Here is a 17470-nt window from a genome sequence, read left to right on the forward strand (position 1 = left end):
TCCTCGGTCTTCTCGGGCTCCTCGGTCTTCTCGGGCTCCTCGGTCCTCTCGGGCTCCTCGGCCGCCGAGGTCCCGGTTCGTCACAGCAGTCCCACGGCGGTGTCCACCGCCTGCTCCACGGTGCCCTCGGCCGGGTAGAGCAGCGAGCGGCCGACCACCATGCCCTGCACGGTGGGCAACCTGAGCGCTTTGCGCCAGCGTTCGTAGGCGGCGGCCTGGTCGGCGGGCGAGCCTCCTATGTCGCCGCCCAGCAGGACGGCGGGCAGCGTGGAGGTCTCCAGGACCTCGCCCATGTCGTCGGGGTCGTGGGTGACGGGCAGTTTCAGCCAGGTGTAGGCGGAGGTCCCGCCCAGGCCCGAGGCGATGGCGACGGACCGGGTGACGGCCTCGGCCGACAGGTCGTTGCGGACCCGGCCCTCGACGCGGCGGGAGATGAACGGCTCGACGAAGAGCGGCAGCCGCCGCTCGGCCATGGCGTCGACCGCACGGGCGCCGGCCTCCATGGTGGCCAGGGAGCCCGGGTCGTCGTAGTCGATGCGCAGCAGCAGCTTCCCCGCGTCGAAGCGCAGCCGGGCGAGGTCCTCGGCGCGGTGGCCGGTGAAGCGGTCGTCCATCTCGAAGGCCGCGCCCGCGAGTCCACCGCGGTTCATCGACCCCATGACGACCTTGTTCTCCAGCACCCCGAGCAGCAGCAGGTCCTCCAGCACGTCGGCGGTGGCGAGCACCCCGTCGACGCCCGGCCGGGACAACGCGGTGCACAGGCGTTCGAGCAGGTCGGCCCGGTTGGCCATGGCGAGCCCGCGGTCGCCGACACCGAGCGCGCCGCGTGCCGGGTGGTCGGCGGCCACGATCATCAGGCGGCCGGAACCGCCGATCAGCGGGCGGCGTGTCCGGCGGGCCGCTGCCTCCGCGATGGCCTCCGGATGCCGGGCTCTGACCGCGGTGAGGTCGGGAATGCTGAGGGACAAGACGTGGCTCCGTTCAGGGGGTGGCTCGCGCGAGGAGGTCGTCGACCTCCGCCTCGGTGGGCATCGCGGAGGAGCAGGCGAGTCGGGAGGCGACCAGGGCGCCGGCCGCGTTGGCGTACCGCACGGTCCTCTCCAGCTCCCAGCCGGAGAGCAGACCGTGGCAGAGCGAGCCGCCGAACGCGTCGCCGGCGCCCAGGCCGTTGACCACCTCGACCGGTACGGGGTCCACCTCGGCCCGGCGGCCGTCGCGGTGCACGGCGAGCACGCCCTTCGGGCCCTGCTTGACCACGGCCAGCTCCACGCCGGCCGCGAGCAGCGCCTCGGCGCAGGCCTGCGGCTCGCGCAGACCCGTGGCGACCTCGCACTCGTCGAGGTTGCCCACCGCGACGGTCGCGTGCCGCAGCGCCTCGGCGTAGTGCGGGCGGGCCTGGCCGGGGTCGGCCCAGAACATGGGGCGCCAGTCCAGGTCGAAGACCGTGGCGCTGGACTTGGCGCGGTGGGCGAGGGCGGTCAGGGTGGCGGTGCGGCTCGGTTCCTCGCTGAGTCCGGTGCCGGTGACCCAGAAGACCCGGGCCGCGCGGATCGCGTCGAGATCCAGCTCCTCGGGGTGGATCTCCAGGTCGGGGGCCTTGGGGTGGCGGTAGAAGTACAGCGGGAAGTCGTCCGGCGGGAAGATCTCGCAGAAGGTGACGGGGGTGGGGTACGCGGCGACCGGGGTGACCCAGCGGTCGTCGACGCCGAACTCCCGCAACGCCCGGTGCAGATAGGCGCCGAAGGGGTCGTCGCCCGTGCGGGTGACGACGGCCGCGGCACGGCCGAGACGGGCGGCGGCGACCGCCACGTTGCTGGCCGAACCGCCGAGGAACTTCCCGAAACTCTCCACCTCCGCCAGGGGTACACCCGTCTGGAGGGGATAGAGATCGACCCCGATGCGGCCCATCGTGATCAGATCGAAACGCGGGACTGACTCGGCCATGTGCGACGCTCCTCGGGCTGGGCGGGGGCCTGCCGCCTCCCAGGTGTATGACTCCGAGGCGACCGTGTCAATAGTTTGTACTTACATTCGGACCTGTTCGTGAAATGATGTCTTGACAAAGTATTGACAGCGGGCGTCTCAAGGGCTTGTATCCGGGACCAGCGCAACAGACGTCGTCCCAGCGCGATCGACGTCGTTGCCTGGTCTGGCACACGGCTTCCCCGTCGCACAGTCGCACAGTGAGGTGCAGGAAAGATGGACCGCTCTTCGCACGCCCGCCCCCGTGGATTCGCTCCGGCCGTGGCCCTCGCCGCCGCCGCGGCCCTGACCCTCGCCGGCTGCTCCAGCAGCTCGGGAGGGAAGAAGGCCGACGAGGAGGGCGGCTCGGGCGGCTCCGCCGGGAAGGCGAACACCCCGCGCATGACCGTCGCCCTGGTCACCCATCAGGCGCCGGGCGACACCTTCTGGGACATCGTCCGCAAGGGTGCGGAGGCCGCCGCGGCCAAGGACAACGTCAAGCTCGTCTACTCCGCCGACCCGAACGCGGGCAACCAGGCCAACCTGGTGCAGAACGCGATCGACCAGAAGGTCGACGGCATCGCCGTCACCCTCGCCAAGCCGGACGCCCTGCGCGGCGTCCTCGGCAAGGCCGAGAAGGCGGGGATACCCGTCGTGGGGCTCAACTCGGGCCTCGCGGACTGGAAGAAGCTCGGCCTGATGGAGTTCTTCGGCCAGGACGAGACCGTGGCCGGCGAGGCGCTCGGCAAGCGGCTGAACGAGGACGGCGCGAAGAAGGCCGTCTGCGTGATCCACGAGCAGGGCAACGTCGGCCTGACCCAGCGCTGCGAGGGCGTGAAGAACACCTTCGAGGGCTCCATCGAGAACCTCTACGTCAACGGCACCGACATGCCCTCGGTGAAGTCGACCATCACCGCCAAGCTCAAGCAGGACGGCGACATCGACCACCTCGTCACCCTCGGCGCGCCCTTCGCCATGACCGCCGTGCAGTCGGTGGACGAGGGCGGCAGCGAGGCCGAGGTCGCCACCTTCGACCTCAACAAGGAACTGACCGGGGCCATCGAGAAGGGCGACATCGAGTTCGCCGTCGACCAGCAGCCCTACCTCCAGGGCTACCTGGCCGTCGACGGCCTGTGGCTCTACAAGAACAACGGCAACTACAGCGGTGGCGGCGAGCAGCCGGTGCTGACCGGCCCGGCCTTCGTCGACGAGTCCAACGTGAAGGCCGTCGCCGAGTTCGCCTCGAAGGGCACCCGGTGATGAGCACGGCCCAGCAGGCCGAGCCGGCGGTGACCCCACCGCCGGCCCCCGGCCCCCAGGAGGCCGACGGGCGGACCCGGCAGCGCTCCATGGCGCTGCGCCTGCTCGCCCGGCCCGAGGTCGGGGTCTTCCTCGGCGCCGTCGCCGTCTTCGTCTTCTTCCTGATCGCCGCCCCCTCGGTCCGCGAGGGCAGCTCCATGGCGACGGTCCTGTACCAGTCGTCCACCATCGGCATCATGGCGCTGCCGGTGGCCCTGCTGATGATCGGCGGCGAGTTCGACCTGTCGGCCGGTGTCGCCGTGGTCGCCTCGGCGCTCACCGCGGGCATGCTCAGCTACCAGCTGACCATGAACGTGTGGATGGGCGTGATCGTCGCCCTCGTGGTCTCCCTCGCCGTCGGCGCCTTCAACGGCTGGGTGCTGATGAAGACCGGACTGCCGAGCTTCCTCGTCACGCTCGGCACGTTCCTGATCCTCCAGGGCGTCAACCTCGCGGTCACCAAGCTGGTCACCGGGAACGTCGCCACCGACGACATCAGCGACATGGACGGCTTCGACCAGGCCGAGGCGGTCTTCGCCTCCTCCTTCGACGTCGGCGGCGTCCAGGTGAAGATCACGGTGGTGTGGTGGCTGGTCTTCGCGGCGCTGGCCACCTGGGTGCTGCTGCGCACCAAGTACGGCAACTGGATCTTCGCGGTCGGCGGCAACCAGGAGTCCGCCCGCGCGGTGGGCGTTCCCGTCAGGTTCACCAAGATCACGCTCTTCATGCTGGTCGGCTTCGGCGCCTGGTTCGTCGGCATGCACCAGCTGTTCTCCTTCAACACCGTGCAGTCCGGCGAGGGCGTCGGCCAGGAACTGATCTACATCGCCGCGGCGGTGATCGGCGGCTGCCTGCTCACCGGCGGCTACGGCTCCGCCGTCGGCCCGGTCTTCGGCGCCTTCATGTTCGGCATGGTGAACCAGGGCATCGTCTACGCCGGCTGGAACCCCGACTGGTTCAAGGCCTTCCTCGGCGTGATGCTCATCGGCGCCGTCCTCATCAATCTGTGGGTCCGCCGCGCGGCGACCCGGAGGTGATCGGAAATGACCAGCAAGACCACCGGCACCCACGGAGCCGTCCTCGCGGACACCCCGCCCGAGCGGGACCGGCCGATCGTCGAACTGCGCGGCGCCGGCAAGGCCTACGGCAACATCCGCGCCCTGCACGGCGTCGACCTCGCCGTCCACCCCGGCCGGGTGACCTGCGTGCTCGGCGACAACGGGGCCGGCAAGTCCACCCTCATCAAGATCATCTCGGGGCTGCACCAGCACACCGAGGGAGAGCTCCTCGTCGACGGCGAACCGGTGCGTTTCGCCACGCCCCGAGACGCCCTCGCCCGGGGCATCGCCACCGTCTACCAGGACCTCGCGACGGTGCCCCTGATGCCGGTGTGGCGCAACTTCTTCCTCGGCTCCGAGATGACGAAGGGCCCCTGGCCCGTCCGCCGCCTCGACATCGCCCGCATGAAGCGGACCGCCGACGAGGAGCTGCGCAACATGGGCATCGTCCTCGACGACCTGGAACAGCCCATCGGCACCCTCTCCGGCGGACAGCGCCAGTGCGTCGCCATCGCCCGGGCCGTCCACTTCGGCGCCCGCGTCCTCATCCTCGACGAGCCCACCGCCGCCCTGGGCGTCAAGCAGTCCGGCGTGGTCCTCAAGTACGTCGCCGCCGCCCGCGAACGCGGCCTCGGCGTCATCTTCATCACCCACAACCCCCACCACGCCTACCTGGTCGGCGACCACTTCGGCGTGCTGCGCCTGGGCACCCTCGAACTCAGCGCCGCCCGCGCCGACATCACCCTCGAACAACTCACCCACCACATGGCGGGCGGCGCCGAACTCGCCGCCCTCAAGCACGAGCTGGCGCAGGACGGCGGTGTCGACGTCGGCGCGCTGCCGGGGGCGGCGCCGGAGGTACGCGCGCCCGGCGGCGCGGCGCACGAGGCCGCCGGACCCGCGGCAGCCCCCCGTTCCGCGGCGTCCGCCGACTCCACCGCGGCCACCGACTCCACCGCATCCGCCGAAGGGAAGGCCTGACATGACCGCTGCCCTGGACCGCATCCGCGTCGGCTCGGCTCCGGACTCCTGGGGCGTCTGGTTCCCGGACGACGACCGGCAGGTGCCCTGGGAGCGGTTCCTGGACGAGGTCGCCGAGGCCGGTTACGAGTGGATCGAGCTGGGCCCCTACGGCTACCTGCCCACCGACCCGGCCCGGCTCACCGACGAGGTGGCCCGGCGCGGTCTCAGGGTCTCCGCCGGCACCATCTTCTGCGGCCTGCACCGCGGCCCCTCGGCGTGGGACGCGACCTGGGAACAGGTCGGCCGCGTCGCCGCCCTCACCCGGGCCATGGGCGCGAAGCACCTCGTCGTCATCCCGTCCTTCTGGCGCGACGACAGGACCGCCGAGATCCTGGAGCCCCCGGAGCTGACCGGCGAGCAGTGGGCGCACCTCACCCGGGGCATGGAACGCCTCGGCCACCAGGTACGGGAGACGTACGGCCTGGACATCGTCGTCCACCCGCACGCCGACACCCACATCGACACCGAGGAGCACGTCGAGCGCTTCCTGGACTCCACCGACTCCGACCTGGTCAACCTCTGCCTCGACACCGGCCACTACTCCTACTGCGGTGGCGACAGCGTCAAGCTGATCGAGACCTACGGCGAGCGCATCGGCTACCTGCACCTCAAACAGGTCGACCCGGAGATCCTCGCCGAGGTGCGGGCGGGCGGGGTGCCGTTCGGACCGGCCGTGCAGCGCGGGGTGATGTGCGAACCGCCCGCCGGGGTGCCCGAGCTGGGCCCGGTGCTGACCGCCGCCCAGAAGCTGGGCGTGGACCTGTTCGCCATCGTGGAGCAGGACATGTACCCCTGCGAGCCGGACCGGCCGCTCCCCATCGCGGTGCGCACCCGCAGGTTCCTGCGTTCCTGCGGCGCCTGAGACGTCCGGGGCACCTGAGGCGAGCGGGCCGGCGGGGCGCGGGTCCCGCCGGCGCGCCGCTCGGCGGGCCGTTGTCAGTGCTGCGCGCTAGCGTGCAGGGACTGGCACTTCGTCCCGTTCCGGGAGGCAGTCATGACCTCACGTCTCAATCCCTACCTCAGCTTCGACGGCGACGCCCGACAGGCGATGGAGTTCTACGAGCAGGTGTTCGGCGGCACCCTGGCGCTGAACACGTTCGGCGCGGCCGGCATGGCCGACAGCCCGCAGGCCGACCACATCATGCACGGCATGCTGCAGACCCCGAGCGGCTTCACCCTGATGGGCGCCGACATGCCGCCGGGGGAGGAGCACCGCCCGGGCAACACCCACGCCGTGAGCCTCAGCGGCGACGACGAGGCCGAGCTGCGCGGGTACTGGGAGAAGCTGTCCGCGGGCGGCTCCGTCACCGTGCCGCTGGAGAAGCAGATGTGGGGCGACGTCTTCGGTATGTGCACGGACCGGTTCGGCGTCCCCTGGATGGTGAACATCGGCGAGCCGACGAGCTGACGCCCGGGCCCGCCGCGCCCGCCCCCGCTCAGCCCCGTCGCACCTCCGCGATCGTCACCGGACGGTGCTCCCGCACCGACAGGGTGCACGCCTCCGCGATCCAGCCCGCCTCCAGGGCGTCCTCGATCGTGCAGGGGGAGGGCCGCGACCCGGCGACCACCTGGGTGAACGCGGTCAGCTCGGCGCGGTAGGCGGCGGCGAAGCGGTCCATGAAGAAGTCGTGCGGGGCACCGCCCGGGAAGGTCACGCCGGGCTCGACCGAGCGCAGGGGCAGCTTCTCCTCCAGACCGACCGCGACGGAGTCCGCGAAGCCGTGGAGTTCCATCCGGACGTCGTAACCGCGCGCGTTGTGCCTGCTGTTGGACACCACGGCGATGGTGCCGTCGTCCAGGGTGAGGACCGCGCCGGCGGTGTCGGCGTCGCCGGCGTCCTTGATGAAGTCGGCGCCGCGGTTGCCGCCGACGGCGTAGACCTCGGTCACCTCGCGGCCGGTCACCCAGCGGATGGCGTCGAAGTCGTGCACCGCGCAGTCGCGGAAGATGCCCCCGGACGCGGCGATGTACCCGGCCGGTGGCGGCGCCGGGTCCAGCGTGGTCGACCGCACCGTGTGCAGCTTGCCCAGCTCACCCCCTTGCACGGCCGCCCGGGCGGCGACGAACCCGGCGTCGAAGCGGCGGTTGTACCCGATCTGGACCGGCGCGTCGCGGCCCGCCACCGCCTTGAGCACCTCGACGCCCTCCGCCATGGTGCGGGCGACGGGCTTCTCGCAGAAGACGGGCAGGCCTGCCTCCACGGCGGCCAGGATCAGGCCCGGGTGGGCGTCGGTCGCCGCCGCGATCACCACTCCGTCGACCCCCGCGGCCAGCAGCGCCTCGGGCGAGTCCGCCACGTCGGCCCCGAACCGCTCGGCCGCGGTCTTGGCGGCGTGCGCGAAGGGGTCGGCGACGACGAGCGACTCGACGGCGGCGAGTCCGGCGAGGGTCTCGGCGTGGAAGGCGCCGATGCGGCCGAGGCCGAGGATTCCGATGCGCATACGGGTCTTGCTCCTTGATGAGTCGGGCCGCTCGACGAGCGCGTGGAACATGTCGTGCCGACCGGGCGGGCGTACCGGCGGCACCCAGCCGGGTGTCGCGGCCTCACCCCTGCGGTCGCACGTCGACCCAGGCGCCCCGCTCGGCCGACCGCGCCATCGCGTCCAGGGCCGCCGCGCTGTGCACGGCGTCCACCAGGGTGGCGCCGTACGGGGTGCCCTCGGCGATCGAGCGCAGGAAGCGGTGGGCCTCGACCACCTTCAGGTCGTCGTAGCCCATGGCGTTCGCGGCACCCGGCTGGAAGGCCGCGAAGTCGCCGTGCCCTGGGCCGACGTGCACGGTGCTGACGGGCTGGTCCTGGTACGCCGTGCCGCGGCTGACGCCCAGTTCGTTCATGCGGCGGAAGTCCCAGAAGACCGCCCCGGTGGTGCCGTGCACCTCGAAGCCGTAGTTGTTCTGCTCGCCGACCGAGACCCGGCAGGCCTCCAGGACACCCCGGGCGCCGGAGGCGAAGCGCAGCAGGCAGCTGACGTAGTCCTCGTTCTCGACCGGGCCGCGCTCACCGCCCGCGGCGCGGGAGTGACCGGCCGTCGCGGTGGCCGGACGGGCCCGCTCGGGCACGAAGACCGCCGTGTCGGCGGTCAGGGACGCGAGGTCGCCGAGCAGGAACCGGGCCAGGTCGGCGCCGTGCGAGGCCAGGTCGCCGAGCACCCCGCTGCCACCGCGCTCCCGCTCGTAGCGCCAGGTCAGCGCGGACTCCGGGTGGGCCGCGTAGTCGCTGAAGAGGCGGATGCGGACGTGGGTGACGGTGCCGATCGCGCCGGACGTGATCAGGTCGCGGGCGGCCTCCACGGCGGGCGCGTTGCGGTAGTTGAAGCCGACCGCGGCCTGGACGCCGGCCTTGGCGACCGCGTCCGCCACCGCCCGGGCGTCGTCGGCGGTCAGGCCGACCGGCTTCTCGATCCACAGGTGCTTGCCGGCCTCGGCCATCGCGACGGCGATCTCGCGGTGCAGGAAGTTCGGCGCGGTGATGCTGACCGCCCCGATCCGGGGGTCGGCGGCCACCTCGCGCCAGTCGCGGGTGGTCGAGGCGAACCCGAACCGCGCGGCGGCCTCCTCGGCCCGACCCGGCACCTCCTCGGCGACCGTCACCAGCTCCGGGCGCACGGCCAGGTCCGGGTAGTGGTGGCGGACCCGGGCGTACGCCTGGGTGTGCACCCGGCCCATCCAGCCGAAACCGACGACGGCGACACCGAGTGCGTCCACCATGAGAGCCCCTCTACGGACCGGTCCCTGCTCTGTCCCGCCCACCCTGGGCGGAGCGCAGGCATCATGTCAACCTTTTGACAGGACAAAGTCAGGCCCGGCCGCGCGTTCACCCGAGGGTGATCGCGTACGCCTTGCGCAGCGTCTCGTGCACCGTCCACGTCGTCCGGTCGCCCTCCCGCAGCACGGCCAGGTCGCCCGGGCCGACCGTCAGCGTCGGACCGCCGGCGACCTCGATGGTGGCCGAACCGCTGAGGACGACGAACATCTCGTCCGCCTCGGTGTCGGTGACGGTCCCGGGGGTGATCTGCCAGACGCCGCGCACCTGGCGGCCGTCCGCCGACTCCCAGAGCACCTTGCCGGTCACCTCGGGGGCGCCGGACACGATCTGTTCGGGGGAGAGGGGCTCGGGTTCGAGCTCGGCGTCGGGGACGTGGACAACGAAGCTGTGGGTCATGCCGTGACGCTAGAGGGGGCCCGCGGTGTTCCGGGGGCGACAGAGTGCGGCGTGTCGGTCCGCACGCGCGGACACTTCGTCGTGCCGTGCCGTGTGGGCGCTCAGGGGGGGGCGGTCACGCCGAACCCGGCCCGCCCGGGCACCGAGAGCAGGCGGAGCAGCTCGGGCAGCGGAGGCGGTCGCCGTCACCGCCTCCGGAGTGGGCGGCGCCGCGCTGTAGCGTGGCGGCCATGGCGCGGTGGGAGGTGCGGCCGGCGGCGGAGTCGGACGTCGATGCGGTCGCGGAGCTGCGGGCTGTCGTACTCAGGGCGGACCTGGAGCGGCTCGGACGCTACGACGAGCGGCGGGTGCGACAGCGGCTGCGGGACGGCTTCGACCCGACGCACACCCGGGTGATCGAGGTCGAGGGCGCGTTCGCCGGCTGCGTGGCGCTGCGGCCGGCCGCGGACGCCCGGTGGCTGGAGCACTTCTACCTCGCCCCCGGCCTCCAGGGCAGTGGCATCGGCTCCGGAGTGCTGCGCTCGCTGCTCGACCGGTGCGACCGCGGCGGCGACCGGGTCCGGTTGAACGTGCTGCGGGGCAGTGCGGCCCGACGGCTGTACGAGCGGCACGGGTTCACCGTCGAGACCGAGACCCCGGTGGACGTGTTCATGGTGCGCGCGCCGGCCCGGACCTGACCGGCGTCCCCGGGCCCCGCCCGTCCCGCTCGACCACGGTCACCGCCCGCGGCGCGACAGCCAGGCGGCGGTCACGGCACCGGAGACGTTGTGCCAGACGGAGAAGACCGCGGCCGGCAGCGCCGCCAGCGGGCTGAAGTGGGCGGTGGCCAGGGAGGCCGCGAGGCCCGAGTTCTGCATGCCGACCTCGAAGGCCATGGCCCGGCTCGCCGGTTCGCCGAGCCGGGCCATGCGGCCGGCGCCGTAACCGAGCGCCAGCCCGAGGCCGTTGTGCAGCACCACGGCGACGAACACCAGCCCGGCCGCCGACTTGATGGCATCGGCGCTGCCCGCCACGACCACCGCCACGATCACCGAGATCGTCAGCGCCGACAGCCACGGCAGCGCCGGCAGCGCCCGCTCCACGTACCGGCCCGCCAGCAGCCGTACGGCCAGCCCCGCGAGGACGGGCAGCAGCACCGTCTTGAGGATGTCGGTGACCATGGACCCGGCGTCCACCGGGAGGTACTCACCGGCGAGCAGCAGCGTCAGCGGCGGGGTGACCAGTGGGGCGACGAGCGTCGACACGGTCGCGACGGAGACCGACAGGGCGACGTCGCCCCGGGCCAGGTACGTCACCACGTTGGAGGCCGTGCCGCTGGGCGCGCACCCGACGAGGATCACACCGGCGGCGAGCTGCGGCGGGAGGTCGAGCAGGTGCGCGACGGCCCAGCCGAGCCCCGGCATGATGACGTAGTGCGCGACCAGCCCGAGGGCCACCGCCCAGGGACGCCTGGCGACCCCGCGGAAGTCCTCCGGGGTCATGGTGATGCCCATGCAGAACATCACCACGCCCAGGAGGTACGGCACCGACTCGCCCCACCCGCTGAAACCGCCGGGCAGCAGCAGGCCCAGGGCGCCGGCCGCGAGAACGAGGATCGGGAACACGGTCACGGCGCGCCGCGCGGAGCGGTCACCGGTGGCGTCGTTGCTGTCGTTGCTGAGGTGTTCGGGTCGTTCGGTTCGCACGGTGCGAGGAAACGCCTGGCGGGCGGCGTGACGCAAAGCCGTCTCGCGATGTGATCATCGGGACGGTTCGCGTCAGCGACCGTCGGAAGGCCGCGGCGGCGCCGCCCCGAGGCGCGGATGAGGTAGGCTTGACCAGCGCGATCACACGGAAACCGGGCAACCGGGGATGTACCAGCCGTGCGGCGCGCACCGGGACGTGGCGCAGCTTGGTAGCGCACTTGACTGGGGGTCAAGGGGTCGCAGGTTCAAATCCTGTCGTCCCGACGGTGACGGAGGGCCCTCGCGAGCAGCAGCTCGCGAGGGCCCTCCGTCGTGTGACCGGGCCCGCCGCCTCCCCCGAAGCGGCGGGCCCGGTCGGCCGAGGGCGTCACCCCTGTTCAGTGTCCGAGGACACCGTCCCCCGAAGGTGACGCATCCCGGCCGTCCCCGGCGCCGGTCTGTGGCCGCGGTGCCCGGGCGCCGCGGAGCCGCGCGGTCACCAGCACATGACCGCCGTCTCCCCCGCACCCCACGAGGAGTACAGGCGCACCCGGACCACATAGCGGCGGCCCTTGACGAGACGGGCCCTGATCGTGGCGTTGCGGGGTGTTCCCCCGTCGTCCCGTCCCGCGAGGTAGCGGGGCTCCCCGTCCCGCACCTCGAAGATCACGACGACGGCGTCGCTGTCACCGAAGGTGCCCACGGTGTACTCGCGGGTCTCCGGCGGGTCCACGCGGAAGTCGGCCTGCTCGCCCGGCCCGAGACCCAGCGGAACCGAGCGGAACGGCACCAGCGGCCCCGGCCGGTTGACCGGCGGGTACCAGCGCAGCGCGAACTCCTTGTCGGCCGCCGAGAGGGTGCCCGGCGGGTGCAGACCGGACCGGTAGTGCTCGGGCTCCAGTATCAGCCCCGACGGAAACGGGTACTCCATGATCGACTGGGGGTCCCAGACCGGGCCGTTGACCTCGTCGGTGTCGAGCTTGCGTAGAATGTTGTGGTACGTCAGATCCCGGCTCCAGTGGTTCGGCGGACCCGCCAACTCGGCGTACACGGCCTCGTCGTCCCAGAGGATGCCGGCGAACGGGCTCTGGTGCTCGTGCAGCATGCCGAGCGCGTGCCCGATCTGGTGCAGCACCGTCGCGCGCTCCCCGGGCGCGGTCAGGTCCCAGCCGAAGTTCATCGTCCGGTCGTTCAGACCCACCCGGAGCGCGTCCCTGCCCACCGCCGACCAGGAACCGTCGCCGGGCCGGAAGCCGATGCGCAGCTCCGCCTCCGAACGGTCGCCGACCTCGGTGAGCACCAGTCCGATGCCCAGGTCGCGCCACTCCCGGAAACAGTCGCGCACCACGTCCCGCTGCTCCTCGGTTCCCACCCAGGACGCCCGCCGCGGTCGGCCGGTGCCCGGCATGGGCACGACGGAGGAGTCGGTGTCGCCGCCCAGGAAGCAGTAGTGCAGAACCGTCCCGTTGACCCACATCCGCTGCCCGCCCACGAGCGCGGAGAGGCGCTCGGCGGCCAGCCCCGGCGCGAACGCGGGCTCCGGCTGCTGCGCGAGCGAGCAGTAACGTGCGGTCATGGCCCCCAGATTGCCGTCCCGGCCGTTCCGGGCGCCTGAGTCGGGGGCTACTCAAGTCACCCTGTATCAGGGATGAGTACGCCGACTCATGTTGCCGTGACGATTTCACTGCGGGACGCGCAGACGCTGGAGACCGCCTGGCCGTTCACCGGACGCGCGGACGAACTGGAACGGGTGCGCCGGTCCCTGACCGCCGGACGCAACGGCATCGTGGTCACGGGCCCGGCGGGCTGCGGCAAGTCCCGCCTCGTGACCGAGGCCGTCCGCGGCACCGACCGTGCCGTCGCGGCCGGGACGCCCGAGACCCGGGGCATTCCCTTCGCCGCCTTCGCCCACCTGCTGCCCGGCACCGTCACCCTGCACGACGCGGTGCGCGTCCTGTCCGGCGTGCGGCTCCTGGTGGTCGACGACGCGCACCTGCTCGACGACGCCTCCGCCGCCCTCGTGCACCAGCTGGCCGTGCACGGCCGCACCCGGCTCCTGGTCGTCGCCGCGGAGGGGGTCCCCGTACCGGGGGCGGTGTCCCGGCTGTGGTCCGGCGAGCTGCTGCCGCGGCTCGCCCTGGGGCCGCTGCCCCGCGAGGAGACCGCCGAACTGCTCACGGCCGGCGCGGGCGGCGCCCTGGAGCCGCTCACCACCGACCGGCTGCACCGCCTGTGCCGGGGGGACCTGCGGCTGCTGCGCGAACTGCTGACCGCGGTGCGCGAGCGCGGCCTGCTCGAACCGGTCCCGGACACGGACCGGCGGGTGTGGCGCGGCCCGGTGCCGGTCACGGCGGCCGTACGGGAGCGCACCGCACACGTCCTCGACCGCGCGCTCCCGGTGGAGCGGGAGACGCTCGAACGCCTCGCCTTCGCCGAGCCGCTGCCCCTCGACGCGGACGCCCTCGACACAGGTGTCCTGGAACGCCTGGAGGCCGAGGGCCTGGTCGCCGTCGACGACCACGGTGGCAGCCGGCTCGCCCACCCCCTGCACGGCCCGGTGCTGCGCGCCGCCGCGGGCCGCCTGCGGGCCCGGCGCCTGTCCCGCACCCCGGACCGGTGCGGCCCCGCCCTGGCGGCGGAGGAGGCCCTGCTGGCGCAGTGCGTCGAGCGGGGGGACGTACGGGCGCCGGAGGCACCCGTGGGGGAGTGGCTGGCGGCCGAGGGCCTGCCCGTCCCGGCACGGTACGCGGCGTCCCGGGCCCGCCTCGCGCGCCTCGGCGGTCTGCTCCGCGAGGCCGCGGCCTGGGCCCGCGAAGGGCTGCGGACCAGCCCCGCCGACGCGTCCTGCCGGGACGAACTCGCCCTGGCGACGGCCCAGTCGGGCGACACCTCGGCCAACGACGGGGGCGCGGCCGCCGCCTGGGCCGCCGCCGCGCGCGGTGACCTGGACGCGGCGGTCCGGCTGGCCACCGCCGGCGATCCGTACGACGCCGTCCGGCTCGGTGCCCCCGAGCGGGCGGCCGGCCGGCTGACCGGCGTCTTCGCCGCGCACGCCGACGCGCTCGCGCGGGGCGACGGACCGGCACTGGACGAGGTGGCCGGAGAACTGGAGCGGCGGGGCTTCCTGCTCTTCGCCGCCGAGGCCCGCGCCCAGGCGGCGGGCGCCCACCGCGACCCCGGCGCCGCCCGCACCGCCCGTACCCGTGCCGTCGCCCTCGCCCGGCGCTGCGAGGGCGCCCGCACCCCGGCCCTCTCCGGCCTGGCCCTCGGCGAACTCACCGCCCGGCAGCGGCAGATCGTGACGCTCGCCGCCGCCGGACTGAGCAACCGGCAGATCGCGGAGCGGCTCACCCTCTCCGTCCGCACCGTCGGCAACCACCTCTACGGCGCGTACACCCGCCTGGGCGCCGGCGACCGCGGCGCGCTGCCGTGGCTGATGGAGCTGCCCGAACCCCAGCCCGCGTGAGCCGCCGGCGTCAGGCCGCGCCGAACGCGGAGAACGCCCACCCCGTCGCCTGGTGCACCGCGTCGCCCGGCAGCGCGGCCCGCGCGTCGCGCAGCGCCTCCGCCAGGGACAGCCCGGCGTCCAGGCCCTTGTGCAGCGCGAGCATCAGCGGCACCACCGCGGCGTCGTTGACCGGCGCACAGCACGCCACCACCCCGGCGGTGCCCAGCGGCAGCAGCGCGGTGACCAGGCCGAGCAGCTCGTCCGCGCCGACCGAGGCGAACCGGGCGGTGTCGCAGCAGGACAGGATGATCCGGTACGGACTGCGGTCCAGCCGCTCGAAGTCGTGCACGATGAGCGGACCGTCCGCCATCCGCAACGACGAGAACAAGGGGCTGTCCGCACGGAAGGTGCCGTGCGCGGCGATGTGCGCCGACGCCGCCCCGTCCAGCTCCCGCAACACCCGCGGCACCCGCGCCTCGTCGCCCTCCAGCACGGTCGGCCGGCCCATCCGCACCGGCGCCCGCGGCACACCGCCCCCGGCGCCCCGGCCGTCTCCCGCGCCCTCGTCCCGCGCTGTGCTGTCCCGGGGCCCGGCGTGCCGGACGCCGTCGTCCCGTGCGACCGTTCCGGTGGGGCGCCGCGCGCCGTAGCGGTCGGCGAGTTCGGATACCTCGGCACCGTCGCTCGCCAGTCCCGGCCCGCGTACCAGGACCTGACGGCCGCCGGGCGGAGGCGCGGTCTCCCTGGCGCGCAGCCAGCTGCTCGCCGACGGGGAGACGCTCAGGACCCGTTCGCGCAGGACGGGCAGCAGGGCCCACGGCACGCGGTGCAGGCGGCCCGGCGGCACCACCACGACCGGACCGGAGCCGAGATGCGCCGCGGCGGGGCCGAGCAGCAGCTCCTGAAGGCGCGCGCCCGCCGCCTCCACCAGCGGCAGCCGGGCCTCCGCCCCGGGGTGGGCGAGCCGCCGCAGACCGGCCTGTACGTGCTCGGCCTCCGCCTCCGCCTCCGCCAGCAGCCCGGCCTCGAACCGCCGCACCCGCCCCTGCCCGCACAGCAGCACGTGCACCCGCCCGTCGAGCACGGCCAGCTCCACCAGGCGTACGTCGTCACCGAGCCGGTCCAGCAGCCGCCCGACGTCGAAGCGGTCGCCGTCGCCCGGGGCCTCACCCCGCATGTGCAGGGTGCGGGAGCGGATCTCCCGCTCCAGGCGCCGCTGTTCGCGCTCCAGGGCGGGGACGGGCCGACCGCCGCCCGTGCGGGCGTCGTCCACACGGGCGGCCAGCTCCCGGAAGGCCGTCATCGTGCTGAGCAGCACCGGATCGGCCGGCGGCCGGGTGGGCGGCGCCGTCAGCACCGTCGCCCGCCAGCGTTCGCTCCACACCAGCAGCCGCCGCGGCCCGCCCGAGACCAGACTCGCCCGCTGCGCCAGTGCGGCCAGCTCCGCGCCCTGCGCGGTGGCCCGGGCCCGCAGCTCCGAGGCGCCCAGTGTCATGCGGTGGTCGTCGAGGACGTCGAGGCCACGACGGCACGCTTCGAGCACCCCCCGCGCCGAACCCGCCGCACGCGCCCGCAGCGCCTGCGCCGCCCACCCCGTCATCCGCGCCAGCGGCGGCCCGCCGTGCCGGCTGCGCGCGGCGACCGCCAGATGCCGCTCCGCGTCCGCCGTCCAGCCCAGGTCCAGCGCGATCCGGCCCGCGAGCAGCGACGCCTCCGGGGCGGCCGGCGCACCGAAGGCGGCCAGCCGCTCCGCCACCGCCGCCGCGTCCGCGACCAGCCGGCCCGACCCGTGCCCCGTGGCGACCCGGGCCTCGATCAGCACCAGCCGGGCGTGCGTCTCGTACCAGGTGCGCCGCTGCCCCGCGAAGAGCCGCACCGCGACGGCCGCGCGCGCGAGCGCGGTCTGCGCCTCACCCGCCAGCCGGGCCGCGCGGGCGGCGACCAGCAGCAGCTCCGCCTTGCGGGTGGACTGCCCGCCGATCCCGTCCAGCGCCGCGATCGCCCCGTCCGCCTCGGCCAGCGCCTCCGTGGCCAGCCCCGCCGCCATCAGGACCTCGCAGCGCCGGATGGTGAGCATGAACGTCGGCGTGCCCAGCTTGGCGTACCGCTCCTCGGCCTCGTCGAGCAGCCGCAGCGCCGTCGGCACATCACCCGAGCGGAACGCCGCGAGGCCGCGGCTCTCCACCGCGTCGGCCTTGTCGTGCTCCTGGCCGGTGGTGTCCCACAGCGCCTCCGCCTCGGTGAAGTCGGCGTCCGCCCGCTCCACCGCGCCGAGCGCCAGGTGCACCGTGGCCCGCAGCGTGAGGGCCCGCGCCGTCCAGATCACGTCGTCCGCCTGCCGCAGCACCGGGATCGCCCGCCGTACGTCCTCCAGCGCCTCCCGGTGGCGCCCCAGCACCCACCACACGTACGCCCGCCGGTACAGCACCCGTGCCCGGGTGTGCCCGCTGCCGCGCGCCACGCCCCGCTCGAACGCCGCCAGCCCCTCGCGGGTGCGGCCGGAGTGCACCAGCGCCACCCCGAGCGTGGCCAGCACGTCCGCCTCCCGCTCGGCCGAGTCCGCCCGGGCCGCCAGGTCGCGGGCGCGCCGCAGATGGGCCAGCGCCTGCCGGGTGTCCCCGAAGTCGCGCTGCCAGATGCCGATCACCTGATGGGCGATCGAGGCGTGCAGCGGCGCGGGCTCGGCCCCGAGCAGTTCCTCCGCCCGCGTCAGCGCTTCGTTGGGGGCGGCGAACACCATCGGCAGCAGTTGGAGAACCGACTCGTTTCCCGCTGTCACTCCACGGATGGTAGTGCTCCGGAACCACGCCCCACAGGTGGGTGTCTGTATCAATCAGCCACCCCGGGACTCTGA

The 17470-nt window shown here is 73.8% G+C and carries 15 protein-coding genes and 1 tRNA gene; 8 read left to right on the top strand and 8 right to left on the bottom strand.

Translation table 11 applies throughout. The features are described from left to right. Positions 1-80: 80 nt before the first annotated feature. Together ACGF5T_RS21225 and iolC are read right to left on the bottom strand one after the other, a co-directional pair. On the bottom strand, positions 81-968 hold the full coding sequence (locus tag ACGF5T_RS21225) for a deoxyribose-phosphate aldolase (RefSeq protein ID WP_356611863.1): 888 nt from the start codon (positions 966-968) through the stop codon (positions 81-83). Positions 969-981: 13 nt separating this feature from the next. Then, positions 982-1944: a 5-dehydro-2-deoxygluconokinase gene (gene iolC / locus ACGF5T_RS21230; RefSeq protein ID WP_356611861.1), complete on the bottom strand. Its 963-nt coding sequence runs from the start codon at positions 1942-1944 to the stop codon at positions 982-984. 255 nt (positions 1945-2199) lie between these two features. On the opposite strand from iolC, the gene ACGF5T_RS21235 reads away from it, so the two are divergent. The 5 genes from ACGF5T_RS21235 (at position 2200) to ACGF5T_RS21255 (ending at position 6750) form a co-directional block, all read left to right on the top strand. Then, a complete protein-coding gene (locus ACGF5T_RS21235) occupies positions 2200-3222 on the top strand; it encodes a sugar ABC transporter substrate-binding protein (RefSeq protein ID WP_356611859.1) in 1023 nt (340 codons plus the stop codon). Beyond that, positions 3222-4298, top strand: a complete 1077-nt coding sequence (locus tag ACGF5T_RS21240; protein WP_361018132.1) for an ABC transporter permease — start codon at positions 3222-3224, stop codon at positions 4296-4298. Before ACGF5T_RS21235 ends, ACGF5T_RS21240 begins: the two co-directional genes overlap by 1 nt. A 6-nt stretch (positions 4299-4304) precedes the next feature. Continuing rightward, positions 4305-5300 (top strand): ATP-binding cassette domain-containing protein, encoded by a 996-nt coding sequence (locus ACGF5T_RS21245; RefSeq protein WP_356611856.1) that lies wholly within the window; start codon positions 4305-4307, stop codon positions 5298-5300. 1 nt (position 5301) lies between these two features. Then, on the top strand, positions 5302-6204 hold the full coding sequence (locus ACGF5T_RS21250) for a sugar phosphate isomerase/epimerase (RefSeq protein ID WP_356611854.1): 903 nt from the start codon (positions 5302-5304) through the stop codon (positions 6202-6204). A 132-nt stretch (positions 6205-6336) separates the two neighbouring features. Continuing rightward, positions 6337-6750 carry a VOC family protein gene (locus ACGF5T_RS21255; protein ID WP_356611853.1) on the top strand — a complete coding sequence of 138 codons (414 nt, stop codon included), beginning with the start codon at positions 6337-6339 and terminating at the stop codon, positions 6748-6750. A gap of 28 nt (positions 6751-6778) precedes the next feature. Here ACGF5T_RS21255 and ACGF5T_RS21260 read toward each other — a convergent pair whose 3' ends face one another. From ACGF5T_RS21260 to ACGF5T_RS21270, 3 genes are all read right to left on the bottom strand, one after another. Further along, positions 6779-7783 (bottom strand): Gfo/Idh/MocA family oxidoreductase, encoded by a 1005-nt coding sequence (locus ACGF5T_RS21260; protein ID WP_356611851.1) that lies wholly within the window; start codon positions 7781-7783, stop codon positions 6779-6781. 103 nt (positions 7784-7886) lie between these two features. Further along, entirely contained in the window at positions 7887-9050 is a 1164-nt protein-coding gene (locus ACGF5T_RS21265) for a Gfo/Idh/MocA family oxidoreductase (protein WP_356611850.1), read from the bottom strand. Between the two features lie 106 nt (positions 9051-9156). Continuing rightward, on the bottom strand, positions 9157-9504 hold the full coding sequence (locus tag ACGF5T_RS21270; RefSeq protein WP_356611848.1) for a cupin domain-containing protein: 348 nt from the start codon (positions 9502-9504) through the stop codon (positions 9157-9159). 230 nt (positions 9505-9734) lie between these two features. On the opposite strand from ACGF5T_RS21270, the gene ACGF5T_RS21275 reads away from it, so the two are divergent. Next, positions 9735-10181, top strand: coding sequence for a GNAT family N-acetyltransferase (locus ACGF5T_RS21275; protein ID WP_356611846.1), 447 nt, complete (start codon positions 9735-9737; stop codon positions 10179-10181). 39 nt (positions 10182-10220) lie between these two features. Here the strand turns inward: ACGF5T_RS21275 and ACGF5T_RS21280 are convergent, their stop codons facing one another. Further along, complete coding sequence (locus tag ACGF5T_RS21280) at positions 10221-11189, bottom strand: bile acid:sodium symporter family protein (protein WP_356611844.1); 969 nt, start codon at positions 11187-11189, stop codon at positions 10221-10223. 190 nt (positions 11190-11379) lie between these two features. Here ACGF5T_RS21280 and ACGF5T_RS21285 point away from each other — a divergent pair. Continuing rightward, a tRNA-Pro gene (locus ACGF5T_RS21285) sits at positions 11380-11453 on the top strand. Between the two features lie 211 nt (positions 11454-11664). Here the strand turns inward: ACGF5T_RS21285 and ACGF5T_RS21290 are convergent. Further along, positions 11665-12744, bottom strand: coding sequence for a hypothetical protein (locus ACGF5T_RS21290; protein ID WP_356611842.1), 1080 nt, complete (start codon positions 12742-12744; stop codon positions 11665-11667). A gap of 72 nt (positions 12745-12816) precedes the next feature. Here ACGF5T_RS21290 and ACGF5T_RS21295 point away from each other — a divergent pair, with 72 nt between their 5' ends. Beyond that, positions 12817-14634: a LuxR family transcriptional regulator gene (locus tag ACGF5T_RS21295; protein ID WP_361018146.1), complete on the top strand. Its 1818-nt coding sequence runs from the start codon at positions 12817-12819 to the stop codon at positions 14632-14634. A 10-nt stretch (positions 14635-14644) separates the two neighbouring features. Here ACGF5T_RS21295 and ACGF5T_RS21300 read toward each other — a convergent pair whose 3' ends face one another. After that, complete coding sequence (locus ACGF5T_RS21300) at positions 14645-17356, bottom strand: CHAT domain-containing tetratricopeptide repeat protein (protein ID WP_366768163.1); 2712 nt, start codon at positions 17354-17356, stop codon at positions 14645-14647. Between the last annotated feature and the right edge of the window lie 114 nt (positions 17357-17470).

This window comes from Streptomyces sp. NPDC047853 (assembly GCF_043204535.1).
Lineage (GTDB): Bacteria > Actinomycetota > Actinomycetes > Streptomycetales > Streptomycetaceae > Streptomyces.